This window comes from Massilia yuzhufengensis (assembly GCF_900112225.1).
In the GTDB taxonomy this organism is placed as follows: Bacteria; Pseudomonadota; Gammaproteobacteria; order Burkholderiales; family Burkholderiaceae_D; genus Telluria; species Telluria yuzhufengensis.
In genome coordinates this window covers 17,303-29,515 of sequence record NZ_FOLD01000046.1, presented here as the reverse complement: position 1 = coordinate 29,515, position 12,213 = coordinate 17,303, and the positions used below count along the sequence as shown (strand labels likewise).

Here is a 12,213-nt window from a genome sequence, read left to right as displayed (position 1 = left end):
CTCAGGTCGTTGAAAGTACGCCGGCATTCCCGGCAGCGGTAGCGCTGCAAGCCATTGGCCTGGCCATGCCGGCGCCAGCGCGTGCTGGCGCATGCAGGACAGCAGCGCTCGGTTCGGAACCCGTCGAGCAGCGCCAGCAATTGATCGAGCCCGGCCGCCGGGCGCAAGGCGTCGATCACTTGAAGGCGCTGGGGCTGGTTCAGCACCGGCAGGGCGGCGAACCACTTCTTGAAGCGGGGCGAACGCATGGAAGGCTCCGTGGGATGGCGATACGGTTTGGACCGTGGCGCAGCTCGACAGTTCAATCCTCATCCATAGCCAAGGGTGACAGCGCCTTTTGTTATGCGCGCGGCAAGGGTGCGCACACCGCACGCCGATCGCAGTACGCTGGTACCCCAACTCGTGAGGAGGCGATCATGTTGTCGAACATGGAAGCAATTGCGACGGTCGGTGTACGCGATATCGAGAAGGCAAGGGCGTTCTACAGTCAGGTACTGGGATTGCAGGAAGGCGAGGCGGCCGCTTGCACCGGCGGCGAAGTCCTGTCCTTCAAGAGCGGCAACTCGCAGATCTACGTCTATCGCTCTGAATTTGCCGGGACCAACCAGGCCACCGCCATCACCTGGGATGTCGGCGAGCGCATCGGCGAAGTGGTGGCGGCCCTGAAAGCCAGGGGCGCCAGCTTCGAGCACTACGACATGGAAGGCATGCAGCGCGAAGGCGACATCCACATCGGCGGCGGGATGAAGGTGGCGTGGCTAAAAGACCCTGACGGAAATATCCTGAATTTCGCCGGGCGCTAGAGGCCGATGACTTCGTCGCCTGGCCCCGCTTCGCAGGCCGCACCGAGCGGCTCCCATCCACGCCGCACGACGATGCGCTGCGCGGTGTGGCACAGCTCCACGCGGCGGGTCTGCGGCGCCTGGCGGCGCACGAAGGCTTCGATCGAGGCCGGTACGCTCACCTGCAGCGCGAGGGCGTGCAGGTCTTCCACCGGATGGTCATCCACGTGCACCAGGGGCACGAACTGCCCGGCGAACATCATCCAGTGCGAAGGAATTTTTACCGGACCGGCGGTATAGCCCTGGCTGCGCAGCCAGCCCTGCGCGTCTTCGCGCGGCCGCTGGCCGGCCAGGCGTCCCCAGGCGCTGGCGAGCAGCTCGGCCACCCACTGGTTGCAGTTCTGGTAGCGGGTGCCGTAGGCATAGGCGTTGGCGCTGTACTGGCCGGCCAGCAGCGCCAGCGCCAGGCGCCGGTCGAGCGCGGCCTGCTCCAGCAGCGCGCCGTCCTGTTCGGGCAGGAATAACAGCGAGACGTGTCCGCGCGCGGGCGTATCGGCCCCCAGCGCGAAGCCGGCCACGCCCTGGTCGAACAGGCGCGGGCGCGATTCGTCGCAGGCGTAGTACAGCTGGCGCACGGCCCAGGCGCCGCCCGGATTGTCGCGCAGGGCGACGCCGGCGTGCGAATACAGCTGGCCGAAGCGGCTCAGGTCCAGGCCGGCGCGCGCAATGAGCGCGACCCCGGCGCCGGAGCGTTCCAGCTCCCCCTTGACCACGCCGGCGAAGCGCAGCACGCGGTCTTGTTCCGCGGCGCTGATGTCGATCGACTGCTGGCAGAACACCGGCAGGCCGGCGCTGGCGCCCGCGCTCGCGGCCAGCAGGAGCGCGCCGGCAGCGAGCCTGGACAACATCAGATCGTGACTTTGCGCGAGGCCAGGTCGCGGTACCAGTCGTCCTGCAGCGCCAGGAAGAACGGGCGCTTGGTGTCGGCGTGGGCGAATTCGTAGCCGTACACGCGCTCGTTGACCTGTACCAGTTCGCCCGCGTTCACCCGGCGCTCGGCCAGGGCGCGGTTGGGCAGGTCGAGATAAAACTCGCGCGCCGGGCCGGCGGCGACGGCGCGCAGGGTCACGCGGGTGGTGTCCAGCTTGGCCGGGGCCTGGGAGACGTCGATCACGCGGTATTCGCCGGCGGCGACGCGCTTGTCGTCACTGGAGCTGTTGCTGGAGGCGCCGATCGAGTCGGACACGCTGCCCGACGAGGCCGAACCGGCGCTGGAGGCGGACGAGGTGAAGCTGGTGGCGTGGACTGGCGCGGCGCAGGCAGCCGCGAAGGCGGTCAGGCAAAGGGCGCGCGAGACATTGGTGAAGGTCATGAAGGTCTTTCGTGTGGTCTGGCTGGATGGCGTCTATGGTACAAGTCGCGCGCACGGTTGAGAAGGCAGGGGAGGGGCGAATTGGTAAGTTCTTGTAATAATCCATGATGAACAAGCGTATGTACGCGGGCGCTCGCGCTTCTGGCAAGTAATTTCAGACGGGCATTTATCTGTGCGCTGCGCACGCTAGCGCACAGACCGCAGTTCTCTCCAAGCGCATAGTGGATTCGCATTTTTGCGTTACGCCGATCAACCGCTTCGAGACTGCCATGCTATCCACCTTCGTCATCCTGGTTGCTATCATTGTCCTTGCGACGCTGCTGCCATTGTTGCGGTGTCCGGCATGGTGGATCCGCGACTGGGATTTCCCGCGCCTGCAGCTGGCCATCCTGTCCCTGGCGGTGCTGGCCGGGCAGTTTGCTTTGCTCGACTGGCAGGGCAAGACCTTCTGGCTGCTGGTCGTGCTCAACGCCGCCTGCACGGCCTACCAGGCCTGGTGGATCATCCCGTACACCAAGCTGTTTCGCCGCGAGGTAAAACCCGCGGTCGCCGCTGAAAATAATCGCCAGTTCCGTATCCTGACTGCCAACGTGCTGACGCCGAACCGCAACACCGACGGCCTGATCGCCCTGATCCGCCAGCACAAGCCCGATATTTTCGTGACGCTGGAAACGGATGCGTGGTGGCAGGAGCGGCTCGATGTGCTGGAAAAAGACTACCCGCACACCATGAAGTGCGCTCTGGACAACCTGTACGGCATGCATGTGTATTCGCGCCTGCGGCTGGAAGACAGCGCGATCCAGTTCCTGGTCGAAGACGACATTCCGTCGATGCATACCCTGGTGCGGCTGCCCTGCGGGAAAAAAGTGCGCATGCACTTCCTGCACCCGACCCCGCCCAGCCCGACCGAGCACGAGGAATCGACCCAGCGCGACGCCGAGCTGCTGGTGGTGGCCAAGAGCGTGGCCGAGGCCGGCCTGGAGACACCGGTGATCGTCGCGGGCGACCTGAACGACGTGGCGTGGTCGACCACGACCCGGCTGTTCCGCAAGATCAGTGGCCTGCTCGACCCGCGCATCGGACGCGGCATGTTCAATACCTTCCACGCCCACTACTGGTTCGCCCGCTGGCCGCTCGACCATCTGTTCCACAGCGACCATTTCACGCTGTCCCACATCGAGCGCCTGCCTTCCTTCGGCTCGGACCACTTCCCGATGCTGGTCGAGCTCACCTACGACAGCGCGCGCGGGGCCGACCAGGAAGGGCTGGAGGCGGACGAGGAAGACCACGCGCTGGCCGAGGAAAAGATCGCGGCCGAGGATGTGGAAGTGTCGGACGTGCACGAGCCGCAGGCTTAGGGCGCTCCTAGGCCGTGTCGCGGTCCTCGAGCGTCATCTGGTGCGCGGCGAGCGCGCGGTGGATCGTTCCCCGCTCATCGAGTTCGCGTTCCGCCAGGTCGCGCAGTTGCCCCGGTGGGAGTCCGGCCAGCAGCGCCGCGCGCAAGGCATCGGCTTCCTCCGCGCGTCCCAGGCCGCGCAGCACGGCGATGCCGACACGCACATCGCCAGCCAGGTTGGACAGCTCGGCGCTCAGGCGCGGGGCCTGGCCGGGAGGCGGGAACAGCGGCATGCTGCGCGCGTTTTCCTTCACGTCGCCGAGCAGGGCGAGCGGGTCGCGGCGGTAGCGGTCGGCGAGCGTGAAGTCGCCTGCCGCGACGATGTCGGGCAGCGCCTGCCAGGCATGGCGGCGGGCCAGTTCCGGCGAGGCGGCTTCCAGCTGCAGGAACAGTGCGTGGGTCGCGCGCGGATCGGCGAGCGTGCGGTTCATGTCGACGATGAGCGAGAAACGCGACACCCGCTGCCACGGCGCTTCCTTGCTGCTGCCATGATTGTCGCCGCCGCTTCCGCTGTACATCTCGCCGGCGAGGAAGCGCGTGGCCTGATCGTCGCGGACGGCGGCCAGGGCCGTGCTGGCCGGCGGATAATTTTCAGTCAGCATCTTCCACTGGAACATCGTCATGAAATAGCGGGTCCGCTCCGGCGCCGGCTCGGCTTCGGCCTCGGCATACAGTTCCTGCAGCAGGGCCAGGGCTTCGGCGTGCCGGCCTGCCTCGTCCAGCTGGCTGACCTGTTGCTGGCGTGGGTCGATGACCACCTGTGGCCTGGTGCTCATGTGGCGCCCGTCCCGGCGCCCGCCACCAGCGCCTGCGCATACACCGTAAAGTCGTCCAGCCCGCGCTTGAGGATCGTCACCAGCGCCGGCAGCGGCGCTTCCTGGTAATCCCATTCGGCGCGGCAGAATTCGCCGGTGCGCTTGAGGTCTTCGGCCAGGGCCGGCGCGATCCAGCCGTGTTCGGCCAGCAGGGTGATGACTTCGCGCTCGTCCTGGGGCAGGCCGAGCCGGGCGTTGCCGATCACGTAGTCGCCCATTTCGATCGCCGCTTCCCAGGCGCGGATCACGTTGAGGGTGGCCGCGTCCTGGCGCGTGAGGTCGTCGGTGAAGGTGGCCGGGTTTTTCTCGTATTCGTCGCGCGCGCGGCGGCAGCAGCGTTCGATGGTGCCGGCCTTGTGTACCAGGATATCGTCGTCCATTGCCACTCCCTTGGCCGTGTCAGATGAGGAACAGCGCCGCCGCCACGCAGGTGGGGCCGAGCGCGCCCAGGAACAATCCGCCCATCCCGATCGAGCCGTCGCGGAAGCCATCGCGCAGCAGCGCGGCGCCGGCCGGGTTGGGCGCGTTGGCGATCACGGTCAGCCCGCCGCCGCCGACCGCGCCGGCTACCAGCATGTACTTGGCGTGGTCAGACAGTCCCTCGATGAGCGAACCGAGATAGGTCAGGGCCGCATTATCGGTGATTGCCGTCAGGGCCAGCGCGCCGAAGAACAGGGCAGTGGGCTCGAGGCTGGACACCAGCGGCTGCAGCCACCACTGCTGCATGCCGCCCAGCAGCACCAGCCCGGCCAGGAAAAAGCCGACCAGCAAACCTTCCTTCAGGATCAGCGGCGACTGGTGCTTCGGGTAGGCCTGGGTATAGCCGAGGAAGAGCAGGAACAGGCCGATGAACAGCACCGGGTGGTGGGCCAGCAGCACCACGCCGGCCAGCATGGCCAGGTGGATGGCCGACACGACGAGCGGCATGCGCACGTCCGCCACCACCGCGTGCGGCGCCAGGTAACGGCGCAGCAGCAGGGTGACCACGCTGGCGTTGATGCACACTGCGAGCGCGGCGCGCCAGCCGAAAGTGCTGGCCATGAAAGCGCTGTCCCAGCCCCAGGCGCCGGCCACCATCAGCACCGGCGGCGCGGCGTAGGAAGTGAGGGTGCCGCCGATCGAGACATTCACGAACAGCACGCCGAGCGCGCCGTACTTGAGCCACTCCGGGATGCCGGGCCGGAACACCTGGGGCGCCAGCATCAGGGCGGCCAGCGTCATCGCGGCCGGCTCGGTGATCAGGGAGCCGCCAAGGGGCACCAGCGCCAGCCCGAACCAGCACAGCGCCACCTCGGTGCGGCCCGGGGCCAGCCGGGACAGCAAGGCCAGCAGGTCGCGCACGGCGTCCAGCACCGGCCGGGAGGCCGCGATCACCATGACGACGAACACGAACAGCGGCTCGGTGTACTGGCGTGTTTCGGCGTAATTGATGGCCGCATCGCCCCCGGCCAGCAGGGCGATGGCCAGCACCAGCACGAAGGCCCAGAAACCGAACACCACCTCGACTTCGCCCAGCAGGTGGAACACCCCGGCGTGGCGCGGATGGCGCTTGGCCAGCGAGTGGAACAGCTTGGTGGAAAAAGTATGGACCAGGGCGATGGCGAACAGGATGGCGCCGACGAGTTGGAGCGTGGTCATGCGCGGGCTCCGTGGCGTGCGGGAGACAGATTGGTCATTGTCTAGGTGTAAATGGAAGAGCCGCCATTATTCCATGTTTCATCTATGCTGCCGGGATTTCCGGACGCTGCACACGTTTAGTTTCTGTCAATACCAATCGCCCGACTGGTATGGCCGAATTGAATACATCTTGCCAAAGCCTGGCGTAGCGGGTACTGTATAAACATACAGTACTTTTGCTAGACTATCATGAACTGCTCACCCATTCTGGGCGCAACTCCGGTTGCGCCGGAGGCCTTGCACCCTTCGCTTTGGCGTGCCTCGCAGCTGGCCCGCTCCAGCACGCGTTGCGTCGATACCGGGCATGCGGCCCTCACGTCCCAGCTGCCCGGCGGCGGCTGGCCTTCCGGCGCCCTGGTCGAGCTGCTGCTGCAGCAGCCCGGCATCGGCGAAATGCGCCTGCTGCGCCCGGCCCTGGAAGCCTGCGCCGAACGCCGCATCGTCCTGCTGCAGCCGCCCCATCCACCGCAAGCCCTGGCGCTGGCCGCGCTTGGCCTGCCGCCGTCGCAACTGCTGTGGCTGCGCTCCAGCCGCAGTGCCGATACGCTGTGGGCGGCCGAACAAGTGCTGCGCAGCGGCAGTTGCGGCGCGCTGCTGTTCTGGGCCAACCACGCCCGTGGCGAAAGCCTGCGCCGCCTGCACCTGGCGGCCCAGGCCGGCGAAACCCTGTTCTTCATGCTGCGCCCGCTGGCGGCCGCGCAAGACGCTTCGCCCGCGCCCTTGCGGTTGGCGCTGCGTCCGGCCGCGGGCGGCATGCACATCGATTTCGTCAAACGCCGGGGACCGCAGCGCGACGCGCCGCTGTTCCTGCCCCTCACTCCTTCTTTACTGCAACGACATGCGTTTGTGGATCGGCCTGTCCCTACCCCAGCTACCGCTCGAAGTCTTCAGCCCGAGCTGGTGCAGTGATACCGGCAGCGTCGTGCTGGAGCAGGAGCGCGTGCTGGCCGTATCGCCGCTGGCGCGTGCGGCCGGCGTCGGGCGCGGCATGCGGCGCGGCGGCGTGCTCATGCTCATGCCCGAAGCCCGGCTGCACGAGCGCAGCGCCGCGCGCGAAGCCGAGGCGCTGGACGCGGTCGCGCTGGCCATGCTGCAGTACACGCCCCAGGTCACCCTGGCCGAAGAAGCGACGCTGCTGCTCGATATCGGGGCCAGCCTGCGCCTGTTCGGCGGCATCCGCGCCCTGTGCGCGCGCGTGCGCGCCAGCCTGCGCGCGCTCGGCTTCACCGGCGCAGTCAGCTGCGCACCGACCGCGCGCGGGGCCTGGCTGCTGGCGCGCTGGGGCGCCAACCGCATCGGCAATGGCGGTGGTAATGGCAATAGCAGTGGAAGTGGCGTTGGCGCCAAGGGCGGTGTCGGCGGCAAGTGCGGCAGCCGCGTGCTGCGCATGGCCTCGCTCGAACGCCGCCTTGAACGTCTGCCGGTAGCGCTGCTGCCGCCGGCCTGGCCATATATGTCCTGGTTCGAGGGCATCGGCTGCGAGCAACTGGGCGAGCTGCGGCGCCTGCCGCGCCCCGGCCTGCAGCGGCGCTGCGGGCGCGAACTGCTCGACATGCTCGACGCCGCCTACGGCATGTCGCCCGAGCTGTATGACTGGATCGTGCCGCCCGAAAGTTTCCGGGCCCGGCTGGAACTGTTCGACCGCATCGAATCGGCCGACCTGTTGCTGGCCGGCGCCCACTACCTGGTGTCGCAGCTCACCGGCTGGCTGTGCGCGCGCCAGCTCGCCGTGGAACGCATCACGCTGTTCATGGAGCACGAGCGGGGGCGGGTGGCCATGCCGCCCACGCCGCTCGAGATCGCGTTGGCCGAACCCACCTGGCGCGACGAGCACCTGGTGCGCCTGCTGCGCGAACGCCTCGCCAAGCAGGAGCTGCCGGGCCCGGTGATCGGGCTGGTGCTGGAAGCCGCCCAGGTCAAGGCCATGGCGCCGCCGACCGAGTCGCTGTTTCCCGAGCCGGGCGGCACCGAGGAAGACCGCATGCGCATGCTGGAGCTGCTGGTGGCGCGGCTGGGGCCGGATAACGTGCTGCAGGCGCTGCCGCAGGCCGACTACCGGCCCGAGGTCGCCAACGAATGGGTGCCGGTGCAGCAAAAGGTGCGCGCGGCCGAACGCGCGGCGCGCCTGCCGCTCGACGTCGCCAGCCTGCCGCGCCCGAGCTGGCTGCTGGCCAAGCCGATCGCGCTACTCATGCGCAACCACCGGCCGTTCTATAGTTCGGAGCTCAAGGTGGCGTCCACCCCCGAACGCATCGAGGCCGGCTGGTGGAGCGACACCCAAACCCGCGACTATTTCATCGCGGAAGGGAAGGACCATACGCTGTACTGGATCTATCGCGAACGCATCGTGGGTTCCGGCGACGATGCCGAGCCGCGCTGGTATTTGCATGGCTTGTTCGGCTAGGCCGACGCGCGTTCGACTCCCGGCAGCGCTGCTCCCCCGCAGCCTGGCCATACGCCTGGTCAGGCAGGATCGGTATCTTGCGCAGGTTCGCGCCGGCCGCCTGATGTCTCGCCGAGCGCTCGCAGTGACACTCCCGTCGGTACTTGTTGCCTGTCGAGGAATCGTGCCGCAAATAACACGCCCCGGGTGGCCGCCATGTCGACCGCCAGGTCGACCTTGAAGGCAGTGGCGATGTCTGTTCGTTTAATCATGTGAAGTCTTCACTGCTGACCTTGGATTGCGTGGGATTCGAAGTGCTTGCGCAAGCTTGCACAGCCGCGCCTGATATGCGTTTTCACTGTTCCCAGAGGGGCGATCATTTCGCGCGCGACCTCACTGTGGCTCAGTTCGGAAAAATAGGCGAGTTCGATCACCTTGCGCTGTGAAGGATGAAGCGATGCCAGGTGATAGTTCATGATTACGATTTGCTGGGACATCTCGGCTGCCGCTTCGGGGCCCATTGCAGTATCGGGTTGGTCGCCATTGGCGTCATGGTCTCCCGGCCCAAGACGATATCGCTTCTCGCCACGCAGGTAGTCCAGTGACTTGAAACGAACAATCGTCGACATCCAGGTCATTGCCTGCGAACGCGACTGATCGAAATGCCCGGCGTTACGCCAGATTCCAATAAAACTTTCCTGTACTACCTCCTCGGCCGCCTCGCGGCTACGCACGAAGCGCCACGCATGTGACAGGAGCCCGGGAGCCGACATCCGGTACAGCTCTCCGAATGCCGTGGAATCGCCATGTGCCACTTCTTTCAGGCGTACTGAAGAAACAGGCGAGTGCCAGGGCCACGGGTGTGCGTGCGGTACGAAGAAGCATACAGGTCCACTCGTTTACAGTATGAGGAAATTGAAAATCGTCATACGTATATACGTCGGAAACTTGATATTGGATTCAGGCTTGCTAAGAAAATCTTCAAAGTGACGTTGGACATGCGCAGCGGGATGTCGGGATGCAGCGCCAGCGGCAGCTCGAACAGGCCCGAAAGCGCATTCCCTTGACCGCAAAAGAAACATTCCCAGAGCCGGACAACCAAGCGGAGAACTGCTGTTGCTGCACCATCTGCATAGGGCGGCTGGCAGCCGCCTCAGGTACGCTCACGCGTATAACAGTCGATTTCCTTGCCGTTCAGCTCAGTCTTCATTTCGTAGCTCATGCCCAGGCGCTCGGCAACACGACGCGATGATGCATTCCCAGCCGAGATCAGTGCCCGCAGCTTCGGCTCACGCCGAACCTCGAACCCATATGCCAACACCGCCGCCGCCGCTTCGTTCGCAATACCTTGTCCCCAGAATGCGCGATAGGTATTCCATCCCATCTCCATCACAGTGGAATCGCAGCGGAAGAACGCCCCCACAGTGCCAAGCAGCTGACCTGTCTGCCGGTCCTCGATCGACCACCAACCCGCCCCGTTCAGGAGCCACATTCCAGCATGGGAGTTGAAGATGCGCCAGGCGCTCTGGCGGTCTGCCGAACCCAAATACGCCGAGCTTTCAGCGTTCAACAAATGATCTGCAAACAAATCGAAGTCGTCGACACGATATTCCCGAAGCGTGAGCCGGTCTGTGTGAAGGCGAGGTACGGAAAACGTCAGGGCTTGATCCATGAAAAGCGCATTCTTCCATGTTGAAATGGTGTTCACCGTCGGTACCCGGTCCTTGCACCCAGCATAGCAGCTCGCCAGGGACGAAAAATCGCAGAGTGTCACATCGGCGGCAAACGACCCAGGCTGCGTAAAACGCCTCAGCTTTCTACAGAGGCATGAACTCCTCCATTGCTTAAGCACCGCATTTCCTGAGGCTAACCGAGCGCTTCATTCACCTGGCTTGGGCCATACTGGCGCCATCTGCCGCGTACATTCCGTGCACCGGCAATCAGGCAACTCAATGATGGAGGCTGTGTGTTTGGTTCGATTAACAGCCGTGTGTTTACCGGTAAAGGACGCCCAGGGTATGTGCCTGGCGGCGCGCAGGAACCCGGGCAAGATGCGGGCGCGCCGCTCATGGGCGTGCGCAAGGTCCTGATCGTCGATGACGAGGCCGACGTCGCCGACCTGGCAGAAGTGCTGCTGTCGGCGCATGGCATGGACACCATGGTCGCCTACTCGGGCGCCGATGCCCTGGCCATGCTGGCCGCCCATCCCGACATCGATGCGGTGGTGTCCGACGTCATGATGCCCGGCATGACCGGCATCGAACTGGCGGACCAGGTCAACGAACGCTACCCCAAGGTGAAGATCGTGCTGGCTTCGGGCTATATGGCGCCATCCCTGTTCGCCGACCGTCCCTTGAGGCAGCTGTTCATCGCCAAACCCTACCGCATCGACCAGCTCCTCAAGCTGCTGCGCACCTGAACGCGGCGCGCAGCCTGCTTCAGTCCCGCACCACGGCAAACACCTGCCGCAGTTTCTCCGTATCCGCCGCTCAGGCGGCGAGCGCGACCCGCGTCAGGTGCAGCCGGGCGCGCACCGCATAGCCGAGCGACTCGTATAAGGCGATCGCGCCGTGGTTGCCGGGATAGACATGCAGGAAAGGCTGCCGACCGGCCTCGACAATGCGCCGGGTGCGCTCGGCCAGCAGGTGGCGCGCATGGGCCTTGCCGCGGTGCCCGGGGTGCACGCATACGGCGCTGACCTCGGTGGCGCCATCGGGGCGCATGCGCTCGCCCGTCATCGCGGCCAGCATGCCGCCCTCGCGGATGCCGATGAACTCGCCCAGCTCGTGGGTGCGCTGCGCGAACGGGCCAGGGTTGGTCAGCCCGGCCAGCGCCCGCATCTCGGGCGCGTCCGCCTCGCCCAGCACCAGGAAGGGCAGGTTTGAGGGCGCGGGCGCGCGCGTGGCCACCATCTGCAATACCGGGTCGAGCGGCGTCACCATGAAACCGGGCGCGGCCGGCACCGCATGCGGCGTGACCAGCATCGCGGCTTCATCCGGTGCGAGCAGGCCCGCCAGCGCGTCCCAGGATTCGCGGCCGCCGTCGGCCAGCGCCGCGAACGGCCCGATCTCGCGCGGATAGCGCCTGGCGAGCAGGCCGCCGAGGGCGAGGTGGCGGTGGCCGCCATCCAGCGCCGACCAGACCGGCTGGTCGAGCAGGGCCTGCAGGGAAGGGGACATGGCAAGCTCGTTCATGCGGCGATGATACCGCCAGTCGCAGCGGCAGGCCAGCCCGGGCCGGCCTACTCGCTGACCTTGCCGCGCAGGGACTTGGTATGGCTGCTGCGGGTCTTGGCGTCGAGCCGGCGCAGCTGCGAGCCGCGCGTTGGGCGGGTGGGGCGGCGGATTGCCTGCACCACGGCCGCTTCATCGACCATCGCCTGCAGGCGGCGCAGCGCATCTTCCTTGTTCTGCTCCAGGCTGCGCGATTGCTGGGCTTTCAGGACGATCACGCCTTCCTGCGTGATGCGGCTGTCGCGCAGCGCCAGCAGGCGCTCCTTGAGCGCCGCCGGCAGCGACGAGGCCGCCACGTCGAAGCGCGCATGCACCGCGCACGAGACCTTGTTGACGTTCTGCCCGCCCGGTCCCTGCGCCCGTATCGCGCTGAATGTCACTTCCGCTGGATTGATGACTGCCATTGACTGTTCCATGTGGCCGTCTTGCGGCCCGTACACGCATTGTAAACGCGCTACTACTGTTGAGCTCTTGCCGCACGACACAAATTTAGGCTTCGCCCCTGATCGATTGCTGCGCTATCATGTATTTACGTGCTCACTGCGTGCGGCGCGG

General features: G+C 66.2%; 16 protein-coding genes. 5 read left to right on the top strand and 11 right to left on the bottom strand.

The window, feature by feature from the left end; all coding sequences use genetic code 11:
• The coding region (locus tag BM031_RS26165; RefSeq protein ID WP_441293480.1) for an IS1/IS1595 family N-terminal zinc-binding domain-containing protein at window positions 1-248 on the bottom strand (248 nt) is incomplete at its 3' end.
• A 168-nt stretch (window positions 249-416) separates the two neighbouring features.
• On the opposite strand from BM031_RS26165, the gene BM031_RS23900 reads away from it, so the two are divergent.
• Entirely contained in the window at window positions 417-803 is a 387-nt protein-coding gene (locus BM031_RS23900; RefSeq protein WP_091877296.1) for a VOC family protein, read from the top strand.
• On the opposite strand, the gene BM031_RS23895 is transcribed toward BM031_RS23900, so the two are convergent.
• Entirely contained in the window at window positions 800-1,690 is an 891-nt protein-coding gene (locus BM031_RS23895) for a DUF2145 domain-containing protein (protein WP_091877294.1), read from the bottom strand. The two genes, BM031_RS23900 and BM031_RS23895, sit on opposite strands and share 4 nt — an antisense overlap.
• Window positions 1,690-2,154, bottom strand: coding sequence for a hypothetical protein (locus tag BM031_RS23890; RefSeq protein WP_091877292.1), 465 nt, complete (start codon window positions 2,152-2,154; stop codon window positions 1,690-1,692). Before BM031_RS23890 ends, BM031_RS23895 begins: the two co-directional genes overlap by 1 nt.
• 269 nt (window positions 2,155-2,423) lie before the next feature.
• Here BM031_RS23890 and BM031_RS23885 point away from each other — a divergent pair, with 269 nt between their 5' ends.
• Window positions 2,424-3,512: an endonuclease/exonuclease/phosphatase family protein gene (locus tag BM031_RS23885; RefSeq protein ID WP_091877303.1), complete on the top strand. Its 1,089-nt coding sequence runs from the start codon at window positions 2,424-2,426 to the stop codon at window positions 3,510-3,512.
• 7 nt (window positions 3,513-3,519) lie between these two features.
• On the opposite strand, the gene BM031_RS23880 is transcribed toward BM031_RS23885, so the two are convergent.
• From BM031_RS23880 to BM031_RS23870, 3 genes are read right to left on the bottom strand one after another with little or no spacing between them, the layout of a single operon-like run.
• Window positions 3,520-4,326 (bottom strand): hypothetical protein, encoded by an 807-nt coding sequence (locus BM031_RS23880; protein ID WP_091877290.1) that lies wholly within the window; start codon window positions 4,324-4,326, stop codon window positions 3,520-3,522.
• Window positions 4,323-4,745 carry a type VII toxin-antitoxin system HepT family RNase toxin gene (gene hepT, locus BM031_RS23875; RefSeq protein WP_091877288.1) on the bottom strand — a complete coding sequence of 141 codons (423 nt, stop codon included), beginning with the start codon at window positions 4,743-4,745 and terminating at the stop codon, window positions 4,323-4,325. Before hepT ends, BM031_RS23880 begins: the two co-directional genes overlap by 4 nt.
• 19 nt (window positions 4,746-4,764) lie before the next feature.
• Window positions 4,765-6,003, bottom strand: coding sequence for a putative Na+/H+ antiporter (locus tag BM031_RS23870; RefSeq protein ID WP_091877285.1), 1,239 nt, complete (start codon window positions 6,001-6,003; stop codon window positions 4,765-4,767).
• Window positions 6,004-6,231: 228 nt separating this feature from the next.
• Here BM031_RS23870 and imuA point away from each other — a divergent pair, with 228 nt between their 5' ends.
• The gene (imuA, locus tag BM031_RS23865) at window positions 6,232-6,951 is read left to right on the top strand and encodes a translesion DNA synthesis-associated protein ImuA (protein WP_091877283.1); all 720 of its coding nucleotides are present in this window, start codon (window positions 6,232-6,234) and stop codon (window positions 6,949-6,951) included.
• A complete protein-coding gene (locus tag BM031_RS23860; protein WP_091877280.1) occupies window positions 6,881-8,446 on the top strand; it encodes a Y-family DNA polymerase in 1,566 nt (521 codons plus the stop codon). The genes imuA and BM031_RS23860 overlap by 71 nt, the downstream gene beginning before the upstream one ends.
• Before the next feature lie 59 nt (window positions 8,447-8,505).
• Here BM031_RS23860 and BM031_RS25345 read toward each other — a convergent pair whose 3' ends face one another.
• The 3 genes from BM031_RS25345 to BM031_RS23850 form a co-directional block, all read right to left on the bottom strand.
• The gene (locus tag BM031_RS25345; RefSeq protein ID WP_143084701.1) at window positions 8,506-8,697 is read right to left on the bottom strand and encodes a hypothetical protein; all 192 of its coding nucleotides are present in this window, start codon (window positions 8,695-8,697) and stop codon (window positions 8,506-8,508) included.
• Between the two features lie 9 nt (window positions 8,698-8,706).
• Window positions 8,707-9,240, bottom strand: a complete 534-nt coding sequence (locus BM031_RS23855; protein ID WP_177207888.1) for an RNA polymerase sigma factor — start codon at window positions 9,238-9,240, stop codon at window positions 8,707-8,709.
• 338 nt (window positions 9,241-9,578) lie between these two features.
• Window positions 9,579-10,097, bottom strand: coding sequence for a GNAT family N-acetyltransferase (locus BM031_RS23850; protein WP_091877275.1), 519 nt, complete (start codon window positions 10,095-10,097; stop codon window positions 9,579-9,581).
• 294 nt (window positions 10,098-10,391) lie between these two features.
• Between BM031_RS23850 and BM031_RS23845 the strand changes: the two genes are divergently transcribed.
• Window positions 10,392-10,844 carry a response regulator gene (locus tag BM031_RS23845; RefSeq protein WP_229409172.1) on the top strand — a complete coding sequence of 151 codons (453 nt, stop codon included), beginning with the start codon at window positions 10,392-10,394 and terminating at the stop codon, window positions 10,842-10,844.
• Window positions 10,845-10,914: 70 nt separating this feature from the next.
• Here BM031_RS23845 and BM031_RS23840 read toward each other — a convergent pair whose 3' ends face one another.
• Together BM031_RS23840 and arfB are read right to left on the bottom strand one after the other, a co-directional pair.
• Window positions 10,915-11,604 (bottom strand): GNAT family N-acetyltransferase, encoded by a 690-nt coding sequence (locus BM031_RS23840; RefSeq protein WP_091877271.1) that lies wholly within the window; start codon window positions 11,602-11,604, stop codon window positions 10,915-10,917.
• Between the two features lie 62 nt (window positions 11,605-11,666).
• Entirely contained in the window at window positions 11,667-12,062 is a 396-nt protein-coding gene (gene arfB, locus BM031_RS23835) for an alternative ribosome rescue aminoacyl-tRNA hydrolase ArfB (RefSeq protein WP_091877269.1), read from the bottom strand.
• Window positions 12,063-12,213 lie beyond the last annotated feature (151 nt).

Excerpts from the sequence above, each read along its gene's own strand:
- BM031_RS23900 (WP_091877296.1), top strand. The coding sequence starts at position 417 with ATGTTGTCGAACATGGAAGCAATTGCGACGGTCGGTGTACGCGATATC.
- BM031_RS23895 (WP_091877294.1), bottom strand. The coding sequence starts at position 1,690 with ATGTTGTCCAGGCTCGCTGCCGGCGCGCTCCTGCTGGCCGCGAGCGCG.
- BM031_RS23890 (WP_091877292.1), bottom strand. The coding sequence starts at position 2,154 with ATGACCTTCACCAATGTCTCGCGCGCCCTTTGCCTGACCGCCTTCGCG.
- BM031_RS23885 (WP_091877303.1), top strand. The coding sequence starts at position 2,424 with ATGCTATCCACCTTCGTCATCCTGGTTGCTATCATTGTCCTTGCGACG.
- BM031_RS23880 (WP_091877290.1), bottom strand. The coding sequence starts at position 4,326 with ATGAGCACCAGGCCACAGGTGGTCATCGACCCACGCCAGCAACAGGTC.
- hepT (WP_091877288.1), bottom strand. The coding sequence starts at position 4,745 with ATGGACGACGATATCCTGGTACACAAGGCCGGCACCATCGAACGCTGC.
- BM031_RS23870 (WP_091877285.1), bottom strand. The coding sequence starts at position 6,003 with ATGACCACGCTCCAACTCGTCGGCGCCATCCTGTTCGCCATCGCCCTG.
- imuA (WP_091877283.1), top strand. The coding sequence starts at position 6,232 with ATGAACTGCTCACCCATTCTGGGCGCAACTCCGGTTGCGCCGGAGGCC.
- BM031_RS23860 (WP_091877280.1), top strand. The coding sequence starts at position 6,881 with ATGCGTTTGTGGATCGGCCTGTCCCTACCCCAGCTACCGCTCGAAGTC.
- BM031_RS25345 (WP_143084701.1), bottom strand. The coding sequence starts at position 8,697 with ATGATTAAACGAACAGACATCGCCACTGCCTTCAAGGTCGACCTGGCG.
- BM031_RS23850 (WP_091877275.1), bottom strand. The coding sequence starts at position 10,097 with ATGGATCAAGCCCTGACGTTTTCCGTACCTCGCCTTCACACAGACCGG.
- BM031_RS23840 (WP_091877271.1), bottom strand. The coding sequence starts at position 11,604 with ATGTCCCCTTCCCTGCAGGCCCTGCTCGACCAGCCGGTCTGGTCGGCG.
- arfB (WP_091877269.1), bottom strand. The coding sequence starts at position 12,062 with ATGGCAGTCATCAATCCAGCGGAAGTGACATTCAGCGCGATACGGGCG.